Raw genomic sequence first — 19,425 nt, forward strand, 5'->3', positions numbered from 1 at the left:
GGTTTAACATATGAGCGCCGCCTAGCTCGAAAGATGGATCTGTGACTGTCAACGACGACTCGTTCACCAACTGGAAGAACCGCGAGGAGATCGCGGAGTCGATGATCCCGATCATCGGGAAGCTGCACCGGGAGCGGGACGTGACCGTCCTGCTGCACAGCCGCTCCCTGGTGAACAAGTCGGTGGTCAGCATCCTCAAGACCCACCGGTTCGCCCGCCAGATCGCCGGCGCGGAGCTCTCGGTCACCGAGACGCTGCCGTTCCTGCAGACCCTGGCCGAGCTCGACCTCGGGCCGTCCCAGATCGACATCGGCATGCTCGCCGCGACGTACCGCGAGGACGACCGCGGTCTGTCGGTCGCGGAGTTCACCGCCGAGGCCGTCGCCGGTGCCACGGGAGCCAACAAGATCGAGCGCCGCGAGGGCCGGGACGTCGTCCTCTACGGCTTCGGCCGCATCGGCCGGCTCGTGGCCCGGCTGCTGATCGAGAAGTCCGGTTCGGGCAACGGTCTGCGGCTGCGGGCCATCGTCGTGCGCGGCGGTGGGGAGCAGGACATCGTCAAGCGCGCCTCGCTACTGCGCCGCGACTCCATCCACGGCCAGTTCCAGGGCACGATCACCGTCGACGAGGCGAACAGCACGATCGTCGCCAACGGCAACGCGATCAAGGTCATCTACGCGAACGACCCGTCGGAGATCGACTACACGGCGTACGGCATCAAGGACGCCATCCTCATCGACAACACCGGCAAGTGGCGCGACCGCGCGGGCCTGTCCGAGCACCTGCGCCCGGGCATCGACAAGGTCGTGCTGACCGCGCCCGGCAAGGGCGACGTCCCGAACATCGTGCACGGCGTCAACCACGACACCATCAAGCCGGACGAGCAGATCCTGTCCTGCGCGTCCTGCACGACGAACGCGATAGTGCCGCCGCTGAAGGCGATGGACGACGAGTTCGGGGTCCAGCGCGGGCACGTGGAGACCGTCCACTCGTTCACCAACGACCAGAACCTGCTGGACAACTACCACAAGTCCGAGCGCCGGGGCCGCAGCGCGCCGCTCAACATGGTCATCACCGAGACGGGTGCCGCCTCCGCCGTCGCCAAGGCGCTGCCCGAACTCAAGGCGAAGATCACCGGTAGCTCCATCCGGGTCCCGGTGCCGGACGTCTCCATCGCGATCCTCAACCTCCAGCTCGCGCGCGAGACCACCCGCCAGGAGGTCCTCGACTACCTGCGCGAGGTGTCGCTGACCTCGCCGCTGAAGCGCCAGATCGACTTCATCAGCGCCCCTGACGCGGTCTCCAGCGACTTCATCGGCTCGCGCCACGCCTCGATCGTCGACGCCGGCGCCACCAAGGTCGAGGGCGACAACGCCATCCTCTACCTCTGGTACGACAACGAGTTCGGCTACTCCTGCCAGGTCATCCGTGTCGTGCAGCACGTGTCCGGGGTGGAGTACCCGACGTACCCGGCTCCGGCGGTCTGAGCCCTCCGCCTGATCCCTGAGGACCACGCGGGGCGTGTCCGGCTGGCACGCCCCGCGTTCTCATGCGTCAGGAGCGGGTCAGCTCGATCCGGTACTGCCGTGTCTTCGAGCCGTCCTCGCTGTTCACGGTGACGACGGCCAGGCGTGACGACTCCTTGCGGACGGACACGTCCGCGTACGGGTCGCGCGGCGTGGCGGTGACCTTCGCCCGGTCCGGGCGGTCGGTGCTGACGCGGTAGCCGGTCCGCTCCGGGTCGAAGTCGCCGATCGCCACGCCGTCCACCTCGACCGACGCGGCGGCGGCGTCCGCGGAGGCTCCGGGTGTCCTGGCGAACAGCTCGATCTCCCCGAGGGTGAGGTAGCCGCCCGGCCGGGCCGTCATGACCACGCGCACCCCGGTCACCGGCCCGGAGGCGCGTACCGGGACGTCGGCGACGGGTGTGCCCTCGGTGCCGACGGGCACGGTGTCGCTCGCGTCGGTCCAGGTGCCGTCGGCCCCGCGCACCTGCACCTTGAGGGACTCCGCGAAGCTGACGTTGCTGCCGTCGCGGTGGAAGTGGGTCACGACCCGGGTCAGATCGCGCGCCTCGGGCAGGGTGAAGGTGATGGTGTCGGACGGGTTCTTCGTGCCGGACCTCCAGTTCGACCAGGCCTTCTCGGACGTGTTGCCGTTGCGCAGGCCCTCGGCGGAGTACCCGCTCTCGGTGTAGGTCGCGCCGACCGTGACGCCCTCGTCGGGCGCGGCGTTCTTCTCCCGGGGCGCGGTGACCTGGACGCGTACGGTCGCCGCCGCCTCGGTGCCGCCGGGGACGTGGGCGGTGCCGCGCAGGGTCACCACTCCGGCGTCGTCGAACGCGCCGTCGGGTGCGGGGTCCCAGGTGACGGGGAGTTCGACGGTGCCGCCGTGCCGTCCGACGCCGGTGACGGTGGCGGGCAGGCCGGGCCGTCCGCCGGTGTAGGTCTTGGCGCGGGCCGGGAGGGTGGAGGCGATGGTGTCCACGGTGACGACGGCCTCGGCGCGGACGGTCCGTCCGAGGGCGTCGGTCGCCCTGCCCTTCACCCGTACCGTCCCGGGCTTGCTCCAGCGTGCCTCGGAGGGCAGCGTCCACCGCACGGGGAGGGCGCCCCGGGCGCCGTCCCGGAAGACGGGCGTCACGGTGCCGGGCAGTTCGGGCGCGCGGCCGGGGACGGTGAACGCCTTGGCCGGCTCGGTACGCAGCACCGTCTCGTCGGTCACGGCCCAGCGCTGGCTCGCGGTAGAGGTGGGGAGGAGGGCCGACACGCGGGCGCCGTCCGCCGTCGACTGTCCGACGACATCGAGCAGCCGGCCCGTGGCGGCGTTGACGAAGGTCCAGGTGCCGTCCCCGGTGGTCGACATGATCCACTGCGCGGCCGGGGTGTCGGCGTCCTCCAGGACGGCGTCGTCGTTCCGTACGGCGAGACGGCCGCCCGTCTCCGCGTTCACGAGGGCGTAGCGATCACGGTTGCCGTCCCCGCGGGTCAGCTTCTTCACGGACCACAGCTGGGACTTGGCGCCCTGGCCGGCCGTACGGACGACGACGCCCTTGCCGTCGGCGGACGGGGCCAGGGACTTGCCGCTCTGGGCTCCCTGGAGGCGGTAGACGTGGCCGGGCTGGACGAGCGCGGCGTCCTCGGCGGTGCCGGACACGCCGTCGACCAGGAGGCTGGTGACCGACTTGGCCGGGACGGTGACCGTGGCGGAGTCGTCCTTCACCTTCACCGGTGTGCCGTGGACGAGTGCTCCGCCGGCGCTGGTCACCACGGGCGTGACGGTGGCCCCGGGGGCGACGCGCTTGAACCGCGAGAGGTCCAGGGTGACGGCGCGCGGGGTCGTGCCGTTGTTGACGTGCACGACGGTCGCCCCGCGGCCGGACTTGCGTACGGCGGCGACGCTGGAGGGGTCGTCGGCCTTGACGAAGTGGTCGCCGGGCCGGATGTGGTGGGTGAAGTTGCGCAGGGTGTGGAACTTGGTGTTGGCCCGGATCGGGCAGGTCTCCAGGGTGTCCTTCGCGGTGCAGTTGAACGGGATGTGGATGCTGCCCCAGTTCTTGCCGGCCGCTGCCTGGGGGATGGAGTCCTCGACGGGCTGCCACAACACCCAGGCGGACGGCTCCAGTTCACGGATGTCCTCGACGACCCGGGTGGCGATGCCGAGCCCCGGTTCCATGCCGGTGAAGTCGGTGCCGGTCCCCCAGGTGCCCTCGACCTCGCTCATCCAGAACGGCTTGTCCGCGGCCTTGGCGCTGTCCCGGGCGCTGGTGCGCATGCCGGTGCCGTACGTGTGCACGTTGAGCTGGTCGACGGCGGCGCGGGCGGAGCTGTCGTAGGCGTTCCAGTTGCGGACGAAGGTGCTCGGGTTGGTCTCGTCCATGGCGGAGATCGTCGCTCGGGTCCTCGACTTCTCCAGTGCGCGGTGCAGGGCCAGGACGACCTTCTGCTGGAGCTCCGGGCCGGCGTGCGCGCCCTCCTGGCGGCCGCCGGTGGGCTGTCCGTCGGGGCCGATCTGGGTGCCCCAGTAGTTGGTGTTGGGCTCGTTGAGCGGGGCGATCGTGTCGAACTTGATGCGGTGCTTCTTCTCCAGCTGCTCGGTCACCTTGACCAGGTAGGTGGCGAAGTCGTCGACGCGGTCGGGCCGTATCTGGTCGGTGTTGGCGTCGAAGCCGCCCGAGACGTAGCCGCTGACGGTCTGGAACCAGGGCGGGGAGTTGCTGAACGCCTCCCAGCGGGTGACCTTCTTCTTGACGCGGTCCACCCACCAGCGCTGGCCCGGGTCGGCGGACCAGTCCCAGTGGTCGGGGTCGTCGGGGTTCCACCAGTCGGTGTCCTCCCTGGTGGTGCCCTCGGGGGCCTTCCAGAAGCCGTCCATCGTCGCGCCGGTCTTCATGTAGTCCTTGCGGACGTCCGGGGCATTGCCGCCGCCGATGTTGTAGCGCGCGATGTTGAGGCGGAGGCCGTCCTCACCGAAGAGCATGTCGGCGAGCTTCTGCCGGATGGGTTCCGGGTAGCGGCCGGTGATGTTGGCGAACCAGACGAGGCTGGTCCCCCACCCTTCGAACTCCTGCTGCCGGTAGGACGGGTCGACCCGTACCGTCACCGCGCTGCCGGGCGGTTCGGCGGCAGCGGCAGGGGGTGCGGTCATGAGTCCCGCACCGAGGACCAGGGGGATGCCGACCGCCAGTGCCCGGGCGGGGCGATGTCTGCTGGACATGAATTCCCTTCGAGATCTAACAGAACCGCGCAGAACCAATCGAGTTTCCCGAATGTTTTAGGACGGCAATCAACACGTCAAGAGGTAAGGCGAGTTGAGAACCGACGCACACCCCTTGACGCGCTCCGCCTCGCCCGCCCAATAATGATCGCCCACAGATCGTCCACATATCTAAACGACGTTCTCTGTTGTGTACGCGAGCGAACGCGGGAGGCGTAGTGAACGCGGCAGGCGCAGTGACCGGTTCAGGCTTATCCCGCAGTCGTACGATCGTCGCGTCCCTCGCCGTCCTGCTCGCCGTCTCCGGCTGCTCGGTGGCCGGGGCCGACCCCATCGGCGGTGGCCCCGACACCCTGCGCATCGTCCTTCCCGAGGAACCTCCGACGCTCGAACCGTGTGACGCCTCGCTGACCGCGACGGGCCGGGTGACACGCGCCAACATCACGGAGGCACTCACCGAGCGCGAACCGTCCACCGGACGCCTGGAACCCGCCCTCGCCACCAAGTGGACCAGGGATTCGGCCACTTCGTGGACCTTCACCCTCCGCAGGGGCGTCACCTTCCACGACGGTTCGCCGTTCACGGCGGCAGCGGCCGCGTTCTCCGTCAAGCGCGCCACGGACTCGGGGATCGACTGCAACGTCGACGGCTACATCTTCGCGGACAGCGAGGTCACCGCCACGCCCGTCGACGACACGACGCTCCGGGTCACCACGGCGAAGCCCGACCCGATCCTGCCGCTGCGCCTGTCCTTCGTCGAGATCGTGCCGACGAGCACCGATCCGGATTCCCGCGTGCGCGAGCCGGTCGGCACGGGCCCCTACCGGATCGACGAGTGGAACCAGGGCCGGTACCTGCGGCTCAAGCGCTTCCCCGGCTACTGGGGCAAGCCCCCCGACTTCAAGGCCGCCACCTATGTCTGGCGCGCCGAGGGCAGTGTGCGCGCCGCGATGGTGACGAACGACGAGGCGGATGTCGCGATCGGCCTCGCGCCCGAGGACGGGGCGGGCGACCGGGCCGTCGAGTTCGCCACCAACGAGGTCTCGTACCTGCGGATGGACGCCACCAAGCCGCCCCTGAACGACATCCGGATCCGGCAGGCCGTCAACTACGCCATCGACCGGGAGGGTCTGGTCACGGCGGTCTTCGCCGGCCGGCCCACCGGTCAGCTCGTGGCGAAGGGCGTCACCGGCCACAACCCGCGACTGCGGCCGTGGCCCTACGACCCGGAACGCGCCCGGAAGCTCGTCGCCGAGGCCCGCGCCGACGGAGTCCGCACCGACACCACGCTCACCATCATCGGCCGCAACGGCATCTACCCGAAGGCCGCCGAGGCGATGGAGGTCGTCCAGGACGGCCTGATCAAGGCCGGGTTGAAGGTGAGGATCAAGATGCTCGACGTCAACGCCTGGCTGGAGTACCTCCTGCGCCCCTTCCCCGCCGGCGACACCGGCCCCACCCTGCTCCAGGCGCAGCACGGCAACCAGGCGGGGGACGCCGCGTTCACGATGGCGCAGATCTACGGCAGCGAGGGCGCCCAGAGCAGCTACGGCACCGACACGCTGGACACGCTCATCGAACGGGCCGAACTCGCCTCGGGCGGGAAACGGCAGCAGGCGTTCGCGGACGCGTTCACCCATCAGAACGACAAGGTCGTACGGGACGCCGTCATGGCCAACATGACCGGACTGCTGGCCCTCTCCCCCAAGGTCCGCTACCGGCCCGACCCGTCCACCAACGACGAGATGCGGCTCGCCGACATGCGGCGCGCGGACTGAGGGAGGACATCACGTGCTGACCCTGTTGCGCCGCCGCGCGGTCTCCAGCGTCGTCCCACTCCTCGTGGTGGTGCTCGGCGTGTTCTTCCTGGCCCGCCTCACCGGCGACCCCGCCAATCTGTATCTGCCGCTGAGCGCGACGCCCGAGATGCGGGCCGAGTTCGCCGCCCGCAACGGCCTGGACGACCCGCTGATCAGCCAGTTCGGTGACTACCTCGCCCAGGTCACCCACCTCGACTTCGGCGAGTCGCTGCGCACCGCCCAGCCCGCCGGCGAGGCCGTCCTGCGGGCCTTCCCCGCCACCCTCCAACTCGCCGGCTGGACGATGCTGCTCGCCCTCGTCGGCGCCGTGATCATCGGCAGCCTGGCGGCCTACCGCCCGAACTCGGCGACCGACCGGATCGCGAGCTTCCTCTCGTCCACGGCGGCCAGCGTCCCCGACTTCTGGATCGCCATCATGGGCGTGCTGGTCTTCGCGGTCACGCTGGGCTGGCTTCCCACCTCGGGCACGAGCGGCGCGGCGGCGTGGGTGCTGCCCGTGGCCACGCTGCTGATCCGGCCGTTCGGCGTGCTGGTCCAGGTGGTGCGGGGCGCCATGGTCTCCGCGCTGTCCGCCCCGTACGTGAAGGTGGCGCGCGCCAAGGGGGCTTCCGAACCCCGGGTGGTCTTCGGGCACGCCCTGCGCAACGCGGCCGCACCGGCGCTGACCGTCGCGGGCGATCTGGCGGTGGGGCTGGTCAACGGGGCCGTCGTCGTCGAGACGATCTTCGGCTGGCCCGGCATCGGCAAACTCATGATCGACTCGGTGCTCCAGCGTGACTTCGCGGTGCTTCAGGCGGCGGTGCTCCTGACTGCTCTGGCGATCTTCGCCCTCAACATCCTGGTCGACCTCTGCCACGCGCTGCTCGACCCGCGGGTACGGCAGCGGGCGGCGGCATGAGCCAAGGACGGGACATGCTTCAGAAAGCCACACCCGAGGCGGGTACCGCGCCCGTTCGGCGCCGGTGGTTCACCCTGCTGCTCCGGGACCGGTTCGCCTGCGCGGCGGCCCTCGTCCTGGTCCTGGTCGCGCTGTGCGCCGTCCTGGGACCGCTGCTGGCCGAGGACCTGGCGACCCGGCAGAACCTGCGCGCCCCGGGCCGGCCCCCCTTCAGTCTCGACCACGGCTGGGCGTTCGTTCTCGGCAGCGACTCCCTCGGCCGGCCCGTCGCGGCGCGGCTGCTGACCGCGGCCGGGACGACACTGGCGGTGGCGGTGCCGGCCGTGCTGTGCTCGCTGCTCATCGGCTCGGTGTGGGGCATGTGGGCGGGGTATCACGGCGGTTGGCGCGAGAGCGTGTCGCTGCGGGTGGCCGACGTGATCCTCAGCTTCCCCTCCTTGCTGCTGGCCGTGGTGGTGCTGTACGTCTTCTCTCCGAGTGCGGCGAGCATCGTGCTGGTGCTGGCCGTCGCCCGGATCCCCGTGTATCTGCGCACGGCCCGGGCCGAGGCGGCGGAGCTGCGCAGCCGGCTGTTCGTGGACGCGGCCCGTACGTTCGGCACCGGCGGTTGGGCGACCATCCGGCGGCATGTCGCGCCGAGTGTGCTGCCGACGCTGCTCACCGTCGCCGCGCTCGACTTCTGCTTCGTGATGCTGGCCGAGTCGTCCCTGAGCTTCCTGGGCATCGGCATCCAACCGCCCGACGTGAGCTGGGGGTTGATGGTGGCCCAGGGGCGGCAGGAGTTGCAGAGCGCGTGGTGGATCGCGTTCTTCCCGGGGCTCGCGATCGTCCTCACGACCGTCTCGGCGACCGTGCTCGCCTCCTGGGCCCGGATGACGACCGACCCGGGGCAGCGGTGGCGGGAGGGGGTTCGGCGGAGTGGGTGGCGTACTCGGTGGTCTCGCCCGGCACCGCGTGGCTCTGCCGTCGCCGAGCCCGACACGGCCGCCGCTCCCGGCGGCAGCCGTCCCACCGGCACCGGACAGTCGACAGCGGCCGACGTCCTGGTCGTGGACGACCTGTCCGTCGACGTCCACACCCCGGCCGGGCCCGTCCACGTCGTCCGCCGGGTCGGCTTCTCCGTACGGTCGGGCGAGACGCTGGCGCTGCTGGGCGAGTCGGGCTGCGGCAAGAGCATGACCGCCCACGCCGTCGCCGGTCTGCTCGACCCGGTCGCGGAGGTGGTGGGCGGGCAGGTGCGCCTCGACGGCGAGGACCTGCTCGGGCTCGGCACACGGGCCAGACGCCGGCTGGCCGGCCCCGGTGTGGCCATGGTCTTCCAGGACGCGCTCAGCGCGCTCAACCCCGTTCTCACGGTCGGCACCCAGCTCGCCGAGCCGTTCCGCATCCACGAGGGCCTGTCCCGGCGTGCGGCGAAGGCCAGGGCGGTGGAGCTGATGGAACGCGTGGGCATCCCGGAGGCCCGCTCCCGGGCGGACGCCTATCCGCACCAGTTCTCGGGCGGGATGCGTCAGCGCCTGCTGATCGCGACGGCCGTCGCACTGCGGCCCAAGGTCCTGATCGCCGACGAGCCCACGACGGCACTGGACGTCACCGTGCAGGCGCAGATCATGGACCTCCTGCGCGAGTTGCGCGGCGAACAGCGGACGGCGCTCGTCCTCATCACGCACGACCTCGGGCTCGCCGCCGAGCACGCGGACCGGGTCGCCGTCATGTACGCCGGGACGGTGGTGGAGACCGGGCCGGTCGCCGAGGTGTTCGGCAAGCCCCACCATCCCTACACGCAGGGCCTGTTGGCGTCCGTACCGGCCGAGCAGCACCGGGGCTCCCGGCTGAGCTCCATCCCGGGGAGCCCGCCGGACCCGGGCGCGGTGCCGGCCGGCTGCGCCTTCCGTACGCGCTGTCCCATGGCCCGGGAGCGCTGCGCCACCCACCGTCCGGCGCTGACTGCCACCGCGGCCGGCCGGGCCGCCGCCTGCCACTTCGGGAAGGAGCTGGCCGATGCCTGACCAAGGGCCACTGCTGGAGGCCACCGGGCTGGCCAAGAGCTTCACGGTCCGGCGGACCGTGCGAGGCGGTACCCGCCTGCGGGCACTGGACGGGGTGGACCTGACCCTGGGGCGCGGCGAAACCCTGGGCCTGGTCGGCGAGTCCGGCTGCGGCAAGTCCACGCTGGCCAGGGTCCTCCTGCGACTCGAACGCCCCGACGCGGGCACCGTGCGGTACGACGGAGTCGACCCCTTCACGTTGTCGGGTGCGGAGCTGCTCGCCTGGCGCCGGAAGGTGCAGATGGTGTTCCAGGACCCGTTCGGTTCGCTCAACCCCCGTCTGTGCGCGGGGGAGCTGATCGGCGAGCCCTGGCTGACCCACCGCGGTCTCGTCCCCGCCTCGAAGCGGGCGGCCCGCGTGGCCGAGCTGCTGGAGATGGTGGGCCTGCGCGCGTCGGACGCGAGCCGTCACCCGCACGAGTTCTCCGGAGGACAGCGGCAACGGATCGGGATCGCCCGCGCCCTGGCGCTGGAGCCGGAGGTGATCGTCTGTGACGAACCCGTCTCCGCGCTGGATCTGTCGGTGCAGGCGCAGGTGCTCAACCTCCTGTGCGACCTGCGGGACGAGCTGGGTCTGTCGTACGTGTTCATCTCGCACGACCTGTCCGTGGTGCGGCACCTCGCCGACCGGGTCGCCGTGATGTACCTGGGCAAGATCATGGAAACCGGCCCGACGGAGGAGGTCTACGAGCGGCCACGCCACCCGTACACGGAGGCGCTGCTGTCGGCGGCCCCCTCCCCCGCGGCCGGCGGCGGACGCAAGCGGCAGCGCATCCTGCTCACCGGTGAGATCCCCTCCCCGGCCGACCCACCGTCCGGGTGCCGCTTCCGGACCCGGTGCCGGCAGGTACGGGACCTGTGCGCCGAGGAGGTCCCCGCGCCGCCGCCCCCGGGTTCCGTGCACGGTGCGGCGTGCCACTTCCCTCTGGAGGAGACACCACCGGTTGCTGTGTGAGGGCGGTTCCTCGTCAGCCGACGGGACCCACCAGGAACTCCTGGTCCCGTGACCCCGTGCAGCGCTGCTGGGCGATCTCGGCTCCCGCCGCACGGTCGTCGGCGCCGTTGACGCCGAGACACATCCCGTTCTGCACGACGTGAATCCGGTTCCCCTTGGCCCCCTCGGCCCCGTCAAGGGGTTCGAAGAAGAAGTGCCGGCTGGTGCGGTCCGCCGAGCAGCTTTCCCAGGGCCAGGGTTCGAGCAGTCCCTCGACGACATGCCCGCTACCGAGCGCGGTGAGACAGCCGTCGCCGTACACCGGGTGGCGCCATTGGATGTAGTACGAGCCCGTGTTGCCGACCGACACCAGTGAGCGGTCCGGTGGTGTGGCGTCGGCACAGGGACGCTGGACGGCGACCTGGCTTCGGTAGCGCCCCTTGCGGTCGTGGCCCTCGGTGACGCACAGCGTCGGTGCCAGGGCGGGCCGGATCCTGGATCGGCCTGGTTCCGGGCCGTCGATGCCGGTGGTGTGGGTGGACGCCGAGGAGGAAGCGAGGCCCGCTGCGACCCCGGCCCCACGCGCCGCCGGGTCCCGGCCGCCCTCCTCGCCGGGCAGCAGCGCCCACGCTCCCACAACGGCGAGCAGCAGCCCGGCGGTGGCGGTGGCGGCGAGGGTTCGTCGGTTTCGGACTCGGCCGGCGACCGGGGCCGAGTTCGCGGCCAGGATCTCGGCTGTTGACAGGGCGGAGTGTTCCGGCGTCCCCTCGGCCGCCACCCCTTCGTCGGCCGGCGTCGGCCCTTCACCGTCGGGCCGCGGGCCTTCACCGTCGGTCTTCGGCCCGTCCTCCGCCCGCGGCGGCGGTTCGGCGGCGGCCAGCCGGTCTCTGCCCTCCAGCCACGTGTCGGTGTCCTCACCCCTCCCGCACGCGCGGACGAACCCGGCGACCACCTCCGCACGCGGCAGCGAGTCCCGGCGCAGCGCGTCGGCCACGGTGCTGCGCGCGAGCACGTCCCCGCGCCGTTCCGCGTTCGCCTCCAACTGGCGGTAGGTCGCCGGTTCCTCGTCCCGCCCCGGGCGACGGACAATCCGGGATTCTGCCAATCCCCGTGCCGCCCCGTAGGTTTCGGACGCCCCGGTCGGTTCAGGAGTCGATGTCGTGGCAACACCCGTCGCCCGGCTGAGGGCCGGGCGGCTCCGTGTCCAGGCGGCAGAAGCACGACGCCTGGATCGGGACGTCGGCCAGCGCGGTCGCCATCTTCAGCTGCTGGGCCACGAGGGCCGCCTCGGCGGTCTTGCCCGTCCGGAGCAGGCACTCGTGGAAGCCGTGCAGGGACCAGACGTTGCCGGGGTGCTGGAGGGGGCGGGGCAGGGTGTCGTCGAGGCCCAGGTCCGCGCGGTAGACCGCCTCGGCCTCCGTCACCCGGCCCTGTTCCAGCAGCAGGGCACCGTAGGCGTGGCGGGTGGGCTGCATCCAGCCCCAGGGCTCGTCGTAGGGGAGGCCGTCGTCCAGCTCGATGGACCGCTCCAGGGCGGCGAAGGCGAGGTCGTGGTTGCCCCTGCGGTATTCGAGCTCTCCGTCCAGCATGGCCGCCGCGACGGCGAGGATGTCGCGGCAGGTGTTGTTGAACAGCATCCGCGTCTCGGGCACCCGGCTCACCGCCGCGCGGAACAGCTCCCGTTCGGCCTCCGCCCGGGCGACCTCGCCGGTGGCCGAGAGGGCGACGCCGCGAGCGTAGTGGCGCATGGCGGTCGTCATCGCGTAGAGCTCCGGGTCGGCGGGGGCGGGCAGGTCCAGGATGTCGGCCCAGCGGCCGAAGCGGATCAGTACGTGGACGCGCATGGCGAGGAAGCCCTCCAGCCAGTCGGCCATCGGGGGGCTCTGCACACGGAGCAGGTCTTCCGGGATGGCGGCTTCGAGCTGGGCGGCGGTGTCGAGGGCGACCTGTGACTGGCCGAGGAACATGGCGCCGTAGATCTTGAAGTGGTAGTTGTGCGCCCGGTAGAGGGTGTAGAAGTTCATGGCGCCGGCCCGCCGGTGGTACTTCTCGTCGGCGGCGATCGCGGCGCTGTTGGCCGCGACGACCTGGCGGTAGTCCCCGCACAGGACGTCGAGGTGCGAGGGCATGTGGAGCAGGTGCCCGGCGTCGGGCACGATGCCGCGCAGCCGGTCGGCGACGGTGAGGGCCTGTTCCGGTGCCGGGGACATCTCCATCAGGTGGATGTAGAGGTGCAGCACACCGGGGTGGCGTGCACCGGCGTCGGTCCCGAGCGCGCCGTCCAGCACCGCCTTGGCCTCCAGGGTCCGTGCCCCCTCGGCAGGCTGCCCGGTCGTCAGGTCCCACAGCTGCCAGGGGGTGAGGTTCATCAGGGCGTCGGCGTACAGGGTGGCGATGTCCGGGTCGCCGGGCGCCAGTTCGTATACCGCGCGCATGGCGTCGGCGTACGGCTCGTTCCACACCGAGCAGTCCTCGACGGCCTCCGGCTGCGGGTAGCGGGCCCGTAGCGCGCCGATCAGAGCCTGTTCGACCGGGGTGGCCCGGACGGCCTTCTCATGGGCTCGTTCCACTGCGGCGTGCGTACGTTCCACCGTCCGCGCCAGTTCCTCGCCCTCGAAGAATTCCCAGGGCTTGTTGTAGTTCGGGCCCAGCGCGTAGGCGATGCCCCAATAGACCATCGCGCACTCAGGATCGGCCTCGGCCGCCTTTTCGAAGCAGGCGACGGCCTCCTCGTGGTGGAAGGCGTACGTCCATACCAGACCGCGGTCGAACCAGAGGTGGGCCTCGGCGGAGGAGGTCGTGACGGAACGGCTGTGCGGGCCGAGGTCGTAATAGTCGCCCATGGGTTTCTCCTGGAAAGCGGCCGGGAGCCGTGAGAATAGCGGTTGCGGACGCACCCTCGATCACCGGTGAATTCTCGTATTTCCAGATTGACCGCTGGTCAGACGCTGGTCAGGATCTGTGGTGCCAGGATTTTGATCTGGGTGTTGGTCCAGCGCAGTTGCCGGAGCGTCTGCGGGTGGCAGTCGGTGACCAGTGCCAGGAGCCGCTCGTCCCGGGTGGCCTGCGCCGCCTGGGCGAGCATCTCCCAGTGCAGGGAGTTCCGCGCGGCGGCCAGGTGCAGATCGCGCAGGTCGTGCAGGAGGAGCAGGCCGGTCGCGGGGCGCCGGCCGAGGGCTTCCGACGCCTTCTCCCGGAGCGTGGCGAGCGCGCCGGGCGACGGGTTGCCGCGCGGTCCTGACAGATCGAGGCCGTGGTCGCGGCCCGCGTCGGCGAGGCGGGCGGCGTGCTCGCGTGACCAGCGGGCGACGTCGAGCGCGACATGGTGGAACTCGTGGTCCGTGTGATGCCGTGCGGCAGCGGCCAGCAGGTCCTGCTCCAGGTCGCGTTCACCGTCGTGGAGGAGGCGGAGCGTGGTCTCGATGCCGGTCATGCGCTGCTCCCCGCCTTCTCGGTCCGGGCGCCGGTGTCGCTCGCGCGCCGTGCGACGAGGGTGACACGGGCCGCGCCGGTCTTGAACAGGGGCTGTTTGGAGACCGGGTCCCAGTCGGTGACGGTGGTCTCGTTGGCGGCGCGGCCCGGGCCGTCGTCGGGCGGGCGGTGGCCGGCCGGGGTGTCCCAGTAGCCGTAGTGGAAGGGCAGGAACACCATGCCGTCGCGGATCGCGGTGGTGCGCAGGCGGGCACGCACCGCCCCGCGCGGGGTTGTGACCTGCACGAGGTCGCCGTCGGCGAGTCCCTGAGCCGACGCCTCGGCGGGTGAGATCTCCGCCCAGACATCCGGCGCGGCGGCGTTCAGCTCGGGGGCGCGGGCGGTCTTCGTACGGGTGTGGAAGTGGTACACGGTCCGGCCGGTGATCAGCTGGAGGGGGTAGTCGGCGGAGGTGTCCTCGTGGGGCGGCAGGTACTCCGCGGCCTTGATGACGGCCTTGCCGTCCGGGTTGAGGGACCGGTACTCCACGGGTTCCACGCTCGCCCCGGTGACCATGTCCTTGCCGTAGCTCTCGCAGGTGTCGGGATGGGCGTAGGAGATGCCGTCGGTGTAGAGGCGCGCGGTGCCGTCGGGGGCCTGTTCGGTGCAGGGCCACTGGATGCCGCTGCCGCCGCGCAGCCGGCCGTAGCTCAGGCCCGTGTAGTCGCAGGGGCGGCCGGCGCTGCACCGCTGCCAGGCCGCGAACGCCGACTCGGGGTCGTGCCAGGTGATCAGAGGCCCGTCGTCCTTGTCGCGGAAGTCCATGCGGTGGGCGAAGTCGAGGAAGATGTCCAGGTCGGCCCTGGCCTCGCCGGGTGGTTCGACGGCCTTCTCGGACAAGTGCACGGTACGGTCGGCGTTGGTGAGGGTGCCGGTCTTCTCGCCCCAGGTCGCCGCGGGCAGCACCACGTCGGCGAGCTGCGCGGTCTCGGTGAGGAACAGGTCCTGCGCGACCACGAACAGCCGTTCCTGGGCGAGGATCGACCGGATGCGGGACAGCTCGGGCAGGGACACGGCCGGGTTGGTGCCGGTGATCCACAGCATGCCGATCGAGCCCTGCTCGGCGTACCGGAAGATCTGCATGGCGTGCGTGGGCGGCGCGTAGTGCGGGATCTTCTCGGGCTTCACGTTCCACACGGCCGCCAGTTCGGCCACGTGCTGGTCGTTCTGCCAGTTGCGGAAGCCCGGCAGGTCACCGTCCGCGCCGCATTCGCGGGTGTTCTCGGCGCTGGGCTGCCCGTTCATCTGGAGCAGTCCCCGGCCGGGGCGGCCCAGCATGCCGCGGATCAGGTGCAGGTTGTTGACCTGGACGGCGGCAGCCGTGGCCTGGTGGGACTGGTAGACACCCTGGAGGACCGTGGACAGCAACCGCTCGGCGGTGCCGAGGATCTCCGCGGCCCGCTCGATCTGCGCGGCCGGCACGTCGCAGATCCCGGCCGCCCACCTGGGGGTGCACTCCTCGACCATGGCCGCGAGTTCCTCGAAGCCGACGGTGTGCGCGTCGACGTAGGCCCGGTCGACGCGGCCGGTGCGGATGATCTCGTGCAGCAGCGCGTTCAGCAGGGCGACGTTCGTGCCCGCGCGCGGGGCCAGGTGGACATCGGCGCGCCGGGCGACCTGCGTGTACCGCGGATCGACACATACGAGCCGGGGCGGGTCGCTTCCCTCCAGGCGGTCCAGGAGCCGCATCCAGAGAACGGTCTGCGTCTCCGCCATGTTGTGCCCGAACAGGGCGATGGTGTCGGCGTGGTCGATGTCCTCGTAGGAGCCGGGCTGTCCGTCGCAGCCGAAGGTCTCCTTGAGCGCCTCGGCGGCGGTCGCCGTGCACAGCCGGGTGTTGCCGTCCAGGTGGTTGGTGCCGATGCCGGCGCGGGCGAGGACGGCCAGGGTGTAGTACTCCTCCAGGAACAGCTGCCCGGTGGTGTAGAAGCCGACCGACCCCGGGCCCTTGTCGTCCAGGAGGTCCCGCGTCCGGGCGGTGATCCGGTCCATGGCGGTGTCCCAGTCGGACTCCACGAGCCGGCCGTGCTCACGGACCAGGGGCCGGGTGAGCCGGTCCGGGGAGGCGTTGGCCTGCCAGCCGTAGAGGTCCTTGGGGCCCAGGCGTCCGCGGTTCACCCGGTCCGCGGCCCGGCCCCGCACTCCCACGATGCGGCCCTCGCGCACCGCGATGTCCATCGCGTCCCCGTTGGAATGCAGCAGCGAGGCGGACTGCACCCAGCGCTCCACGTCCCGCTCGGCGACCCCGGCCCGCAGGTGCGTGTCCGTCCGCGAAGGCCAGGGCGTGCCGGGGGCGTAGGGGGTGCGCACACCCCAGGGATCCGCGATCCGGTCGGCCGAGGTGTCCATGGTCCCACCTCCCACGGGAGAACGTCCCGTGACGAGTACCCCGCCGTGCCCCCGCAAGCCTGGTGACGCTGAGTGCACAAGCATGCCACAGAGGGCACACACCGTCGCGGGAGACGATCACCCGGTCGTTCGATCGTGGGCACCTTCGCCACTGGGCTGGCAGCCGCCAACTCCCCCTCCCTAGGATGTACTTCCTGTCCAGCCAGTCCGTTGGCGCGGCACCACGCAGGGGGAACGATGCACTCCGAGAAGCAGTTGTCCACCGAGATCGACGCGAGCGTGCCGACGGCAGCGCGCATGTACGACTACTACCTGGGCGGCAAGGACAACTACGCGGCCGACCGCGCGGCGTGCGAGGAGCTCGACAAGGTCGTGCCCAGCACGCGCCGCCTGGCCCTGAACAACCGGCGCTTCCTCCAGCGGGTCGTGCGGACCCTCTCCGAGGAGTACGGCATCCGGCAGTACCTGGACCACGGATCCGGCCTGCCGACGCAGGACAACGTGCACCAGGTCGCCCAGCGCATCGACCCCTCGACCCACGTGGTGTACGTCGACAACGACCCGATGGTGCTGGTCCACGGCCGTGCGCTGCTGGAGCAGGACGAGCGCACCAGCGTCATCCACGCGGACATGCGCGAGACCGACCTGATCTTCGACCACCCCGACACCAAGCGGTTGATCGACTTCTCCCAGCCGGTGTGCGTGCTGTTCAACTCGGTGTTCCACTGCATCCCGGACAGCGACACCGACGGGCCGCTGGCGGTGGCCCGCCGCGTCCGGGAGCGGCTCGCGCCCGGCAGTTTCCTGGTGATGTGCCAGCTGGTGAGCGAGGACCCCGAGGTCCGTGCCTTCGTCACGAACTTCATGGACCAGGCGACCCAGGGGCACTGGGGACGCGTGCGTGAGGAGAAGGACGTCGCCACGTACTTCGAGGGTCTGGAGATCCTGGAGCCCGGGCTGGTGGAGGTGTCCACGTGGCGTCCGGACACCGAGGTGGCACCCCGTCAGCTCACGCACGAGTGGATCGAGTTCGGCGGTGTGGGGCGGCTTCCCCTGGAGAAGTGACGCTGATTCCCCGGGCGGTGACCCAGCTGCCGCGTGCGGGACGCCAGTCGTCCCGCACGCGGCACTCGCGTGTCAGGCGTAGCGCTGAGCCATCGTCGTACGCAGCAGGTCCAGGGAGTCACGGGGCTTGAGCGCCTCGTCCGCGAGGCGGTCGAGCGCGATCCGGTACTCCTCCGTCTCGTCGCGGTCCTCGAGGAAGTTCGCGCTCTTGATGTGCTCCAGGTAGACCACGTCGGGCAGGTCGAGGCCGCCGAAGCGCAGATACGTCACCGGGATGGCGGGCGCCGAGGCGTTCGTGACGTTCAGCGGGACGATCTGCAGTGTCACATTGGGGCGTTCGGCCATCTCGACGAGGTGCGCGAGCTGCTCCCGCATCACCTCCGTGCTGCCCAGGACACGCAACAGCACGGACTCGTCGATGACCGCCCACAGCTGCGGTGCGTCCGGCCGGAAGAGCAACCGCGTCCGGTGCCTGCGGAGTTCGACGCGCCGCTCCACCTCGCCGGACGGCGCGTTCGGCAGGCCCCGCTCCACCACAGCCCTGGTGTAGGCGGGTGTCTGCAACAGGCCGGGCACGTACTGGATCTCGAAGGTACGGATGGTGGCGGCGGCCTCCTGGAGCCCGACCAGGCGGTCGAACCACTCGGGCATCAGCCGCTTGTCGTACCGCTGCCACCAGCCCGGCTCGCCGGCGCGCTGCAACAGCTTGAGCAGCACCGAGGCCTCGTAGTCGTCGGTGCCGTACAGCTGGAGCAGCGCACGGACGTCGTTCTCCGTCGGCGGGCGGCGGCCCTTGCCCGACTCGATGCGGGACAGCTTCGCGGCACTGAAGCCGACAGCGCGCGCCGCCTGGTCCTGGGCGAGCCCGGCGTCCTCACGGAAGCCGGCCAGTTGTACGCCGACCAGCATCTTCAGCAGAGTCGGCGCAGGCTCGGGCCTGTCCAGGTAGGGTTCCAGGCGGGAGATGCGATGCGACGCGGCGGACATCCTGACTCCCAGCAGACCGGCACAAGGGCGATTTACACTATCGCACTCCGCCGGGCGTGCTCGCATCCCTCCGAGCGGCCCCATGGAAATGGGGAGTTGAGCTCCGCTTCACCGCGCGGGCTTCACAGCAGGTGGTCGAACTCGCCGTCCTTCGCCCCGGCCAGGAACGCCGCCACCTCCGCCGCCGTGTAGACGAGCGCGGGCCCGTCGGGGTCACGGGAGTTGCGCATCGCGATCCCGCCGTCGACGAGAGGGGCGACTTCGACGCAGTTGCCCTCGGCGTTGCTGTGCCGGCTCTTGATCCAGCAGGCGTCCAACGAGCTTGCCTGCACTCCGTTCTGCACTGGTGGCACCGCGGTCTCCTTGCTGTTTCTGGTTCACGTCCCGGCTCGGGTACCCAACACGGCTTGATTCTCACGCAATTTCGCGTGCAATTGCACGGGGGCGCCTTCAGCGTGGATAATAGCCGCGGCGTCAACCCCCGTGGTGACGCCGCGTCCTGACCTCGCATCGGGGAGATGCCGTGTCATCAGCTGCGCACCACGTGCTCCGGCCGCCCAGTGGGGCTGCCGCACAAGCAGCCGCACCCGCCACGAGCACCGGATTCCCGCCCGGTCCGCCCGCGCTGACGCCGTACGAGGCGATGCCGTACGGCACCCCGCCCCCGATGCCGGAGACGATGCCGCAGCCCTCCGGGGCCCTGGCCGCCTCGGCCGCCCTGCGCGTCGAGTGCAGCAGGGAAGGGTTCGCGCGCGCCCGGTCCTTCACCCGCGAGACGCTGCATTTCTGGTCGCTCGACCACCGCTGCGACGACACGACCCTCGTCATCACCGAACTCGCCGCCAACGCCGCGACGCACGCGGCGCCGGGGACGGCGGGCACGACCGGTGCGCCGGCCGCGCCGGAGATCCGGCTCGGATTCCTCCTGGATCCCACGCACCTGCTGGTCACCGTCTCCGACCCCGACGACCACCCGCCCGTGTACGCCCCCACCGGCTCCGCCCTGGCGGAGCACGGCAGGGGCCTGGGCATCGTCGACGCCCTGTCCGAGGAGTGGGGCTGGACCCCCCGCCCTCCGGCGGGCAAGACGGTCTGGGCCAGGTTGTCCACCTGTCCACCCATCTGACACGACTGCCG

The 19,425-nt window shown here is 71.0% G+C and carries 14 protein-coding genes; 7 read left to right on the forward strand and 7 right to left on the reverse strand.

What is annotated here, in order from left to right; translation table 11 throughout:
- Positions 1–41: 41 nt before the first annotated feature.
- Positions 42–1,487 carry a glyceraldehyde-3-phosphate dehydrogenase gene (locus ACZ3I3_RS22090; protein WP_467367537.1) on the forward strand — a complete coding sequence of 482 codons (1,446 nt, stop codon included), beginning with the start codon at positions 42–44 and terminating at the stop codon, positions 1,485–1,487.
- A 67-nt stretch (positions 1,488–1,554) separates the two neighbouring features.
- On the opposite strand, the gene ACZ3I3_RS22095 is transcribed toward ACZ3I3_RS22090, so the two are convergent.
- Positions 1,555–4,716, reverse strand: a complete 3,162-nt coding sequence (locus ACZ3I3_RS22095) for an RICIN domain-containing protein (RefSeq protein ID WP_467367539.1) — start codon at positions 4,714–4,716, stop codon at positions 1,555–1,557.
- 236 nt (positions 4,717–4,952) lie between these two features.
- On the opposite strand from ACZ3I3_RS22095, the gene ACZ3I3_RS22100 reads away from it, so the two are divergent.
- The 4 genes from ACZ3I3_RS22100 to ACZ3I3_RS22115 are packed head-to-tail and all read left to right on the forward strand — an operon-like array spanning position 4,953 to position 10,437.
- Positions 4,953–6,494, forward strand: coding sequence for an ABC transporter substrate-binding protein (locus tag ACZ3I3_RS22100; protein WP_467367541.1), 1,542 nt, complete (start codon positions 4,953–4,955; stop codon positions 6,492–6,494).
- Between the two features lie 13 nt (positions 6,495–6,507).
- Complete coding sequence (locus ACZ3I3_RS22105) at positions 6,508–7,434, forward strand: ABC transporter permease (RefSeq protein ID WP_467367543.1); 927 nt, start codon at positions 6,508–6,510, stop codon at positions 7,432–7,434.
- A gap of 14 nt (positions 7,435–7,448) precedes the next feature.
- Positions 7,449–9,443: a dipeptide/oligopeptide/nickel ABC transporter permease/ATP-binding protein gene (locus tag ACZ3I3_RS22110; RefSeq protein WP_467367544.1), complete on the forward strand. Its 1,995-nt coding sequence runs from the start codon at positions 7,449–7,451 to the stop codon at positions 9,441–9,443.
- Complete coding sequence (locus ACZ3I3_RS22115; RefSeq protein ID WP_467367546.1) at positions 9,436–10,437, forward strand: ABC transporter ATP-binding protein; 1,002 nt, start codon at positions 9,436–9,438, stop codon at positions 10,435–10,437. Before ACZ3I3_RS22110 ends, ACZ3I3_RS22115 begins: the two co-directional genes overlap by 8 nt.
- Before the next feature lie 13 nt (positions 10,438–10,450).
- Here ACZ3I3_RS22115 and ACZ3I3_RS22120 read toward each other — a convergent pair whose 3' ends face one another.
- The 4 genes from ACZ3I3_RS22120 to ACZ3I3_RS22135 form a co-directional block, all read right to left on the reverse strand.
- Positions 10,451–11,521 (reverse strand): RICIN domain-containing protein, encoded by a 1,071-nt coding sequence (locus ACZ3I3_RS22120; RefSeq protein WP_467367548.1) that lies wholly within the window; start codon positions 11,519–11,521, stop codon positions 10,451–10,453.
- Positions 11,522–11,561: 40 nt separating this feature from the next.
- A complete protein-coding gene (locus tag ACZ3I3_RS22125; protein ID WP_467367550.1) occupies positions 11,562–13,259 on the reverse strand; it encodes a hypothetical protein in 1,698 nt (565 codons plus the stop codon).
- A 98-nt stretch (positions 13,260–13,357) separates the two neighbouring features.
- Complete coding sequence (locus tag ACZ3I3_RS22130) at positions 13,358–13,849, reverse strand: hypothetical protein (protein WP_467367552.1); 492 nt, start codon at positions 13,847–13,849, stop codon at positions 13,358–13,360.
- Positions 13,846–16,236, reverse strand: a complete 2,391-nt coding sequence (locus tag ACZ3I3_RS22135) for a molybdopterin oxidoreductase family protein (RefSeq protein WP_467367553.1) — start codon at positions 16,234–16,236, stop codon at positions 13,846–13,848. The genes ACZ3I3_RS22130 and ACZ3I3_RS22135 overlap by 4 nt, the downstream gene beginning before the upstream one ends.
- Positions 16,237–16,473: 237 nt before the next feature.
- On the opposite strand from ACZ3I3_RS22135, the gene ACZ3I3_RS22140 reads away from it, so the two are divergent.
- On the forward strand, positions 16,474–17,301 hold the full coding sequence (locus ACZ3I3_RS22140) for an SAM-dependent methyltransferase (protein ID WP_467367555.1): 828 nt from the start codon (positions 16,474–16,476) through the stop codon (positions 17,299–17,301).
- A gap of 72 nt (positions 17,302–17,373) precedes the next feature.
- Here ACZ3I3_RS22140 and ACZ3I3_RS22145 read toward each other — a convergent pair whose 3' ends face one another.
- Both ACZ3I3_RS22145 and ACZ3I3_RS22150 read right to left on the reverse strand, forming a co-directional pair.
- A complete protein-coding gene (locus ACZ3I3_RS22145; RefSeq protein WP_467367557.1) occupies positions 17,374–18,288 on the reverse strand; it encodes a helix-turn-helix domain-containing protein in 915 nt (304 codons plus the stop codon).
- Between the two features lie 122 nt (positions 18,289–18,410).
- Positions 18,411–18,641 (reverse strand): DUF397 domain-containing protein, encoded by a 231-nt coding sequence (locus ACZ3I3_RS22150; RefSeq protein WP_037673508.1) that lies wholly within the window; start codon positions 18,639–18,641, stop codon positions 18,411–18,413.
- A gap of 170 nt (positions 18,642–18,811) precedes the next feature.
- On the opposite strand from ACZ3I3_RS22150, the gene ACZ3I3_RS22155 reads away from it, so the two are divergent.
- Positions 18,812–19,414 (forward strand): ATP-binding protein, encoded by a 603-nt coding sequence (locus ACZ3I3_RS22155; RefSeq protein WP_467367559.1) that lies wholly within the window; start codon positions 18,812–18,814, stop codon positions 19,412–19,414.
- Positions 19,415–19,425: the final 11 nt, after the last annotated feature.

This window comes from Streptomyces sp. NPDC016851 (genome assembly GCF_055562795.1).

Excerpts from the sequence above, each read along its gene's own strand:
- ACZ3I3_RS22130 (WP_467367552.1), bottom strand. The coding sequence starts at position 13,849 with ATGACCGGCATCGAGACCACGCTCCGCCTCCTCCACGACGGTGAACGC.
- ACZ3I3_RS22145 (WP_467367557.1), bottom strand. The coding sequence starts at position 18,288 with ATGTCCGCCGCGTCGCATCGCATCTCCCGCCTGGAACCCTACCTGGAC.
- ACZ3I3_RS22140 (WP_467367555.1), top strand. The coding sequence starts at position 16,474 with ATGCACTCCGAGAAGCAGTTGTCCACCGAGATCGACGCGAGCGTGCCG.
- ACZ3I3_RS22125 (WP_467367550.1), bottom strand. The coding sequence starts at position 13,259 with ATGGGCGACTATTACGACCTCGGCCCGCACAGCCGTTCCGTCACGACC.
- ACZ3I3_RS22110 (WP_467367544.1), top strand. The coding sequence starts at position 7,449 with ATGCTTCAGAAAGCCACACCCGAGGCGGGTACCGCGCCCGTTCGGCGC.
- ACZ3I3_RS22115 (WP_467367546.1), top strand. The coding sequence starts at position 9,436 with ATGCCTGACCAAGGGCCACTGCTGGAGGCCACCGGGCTGGCCAAGAGC.
- ACZ3I3_RS22135 (WP_467367553.1), bottom strand. The coding sequence starts at position 16,236 with ATGGACACCTCGGCCGACCGGATCGCGGATCCCTGGGGTGTGCGCACC.
- ACZ3I3_RS22095 (WP_467367539.1), bottom strand. The coding sequence starts at position 4,716 with ATGTCCAGCAGACATCGCCCCGCCCGGGCACTGGCGGTCGGCATCCCC.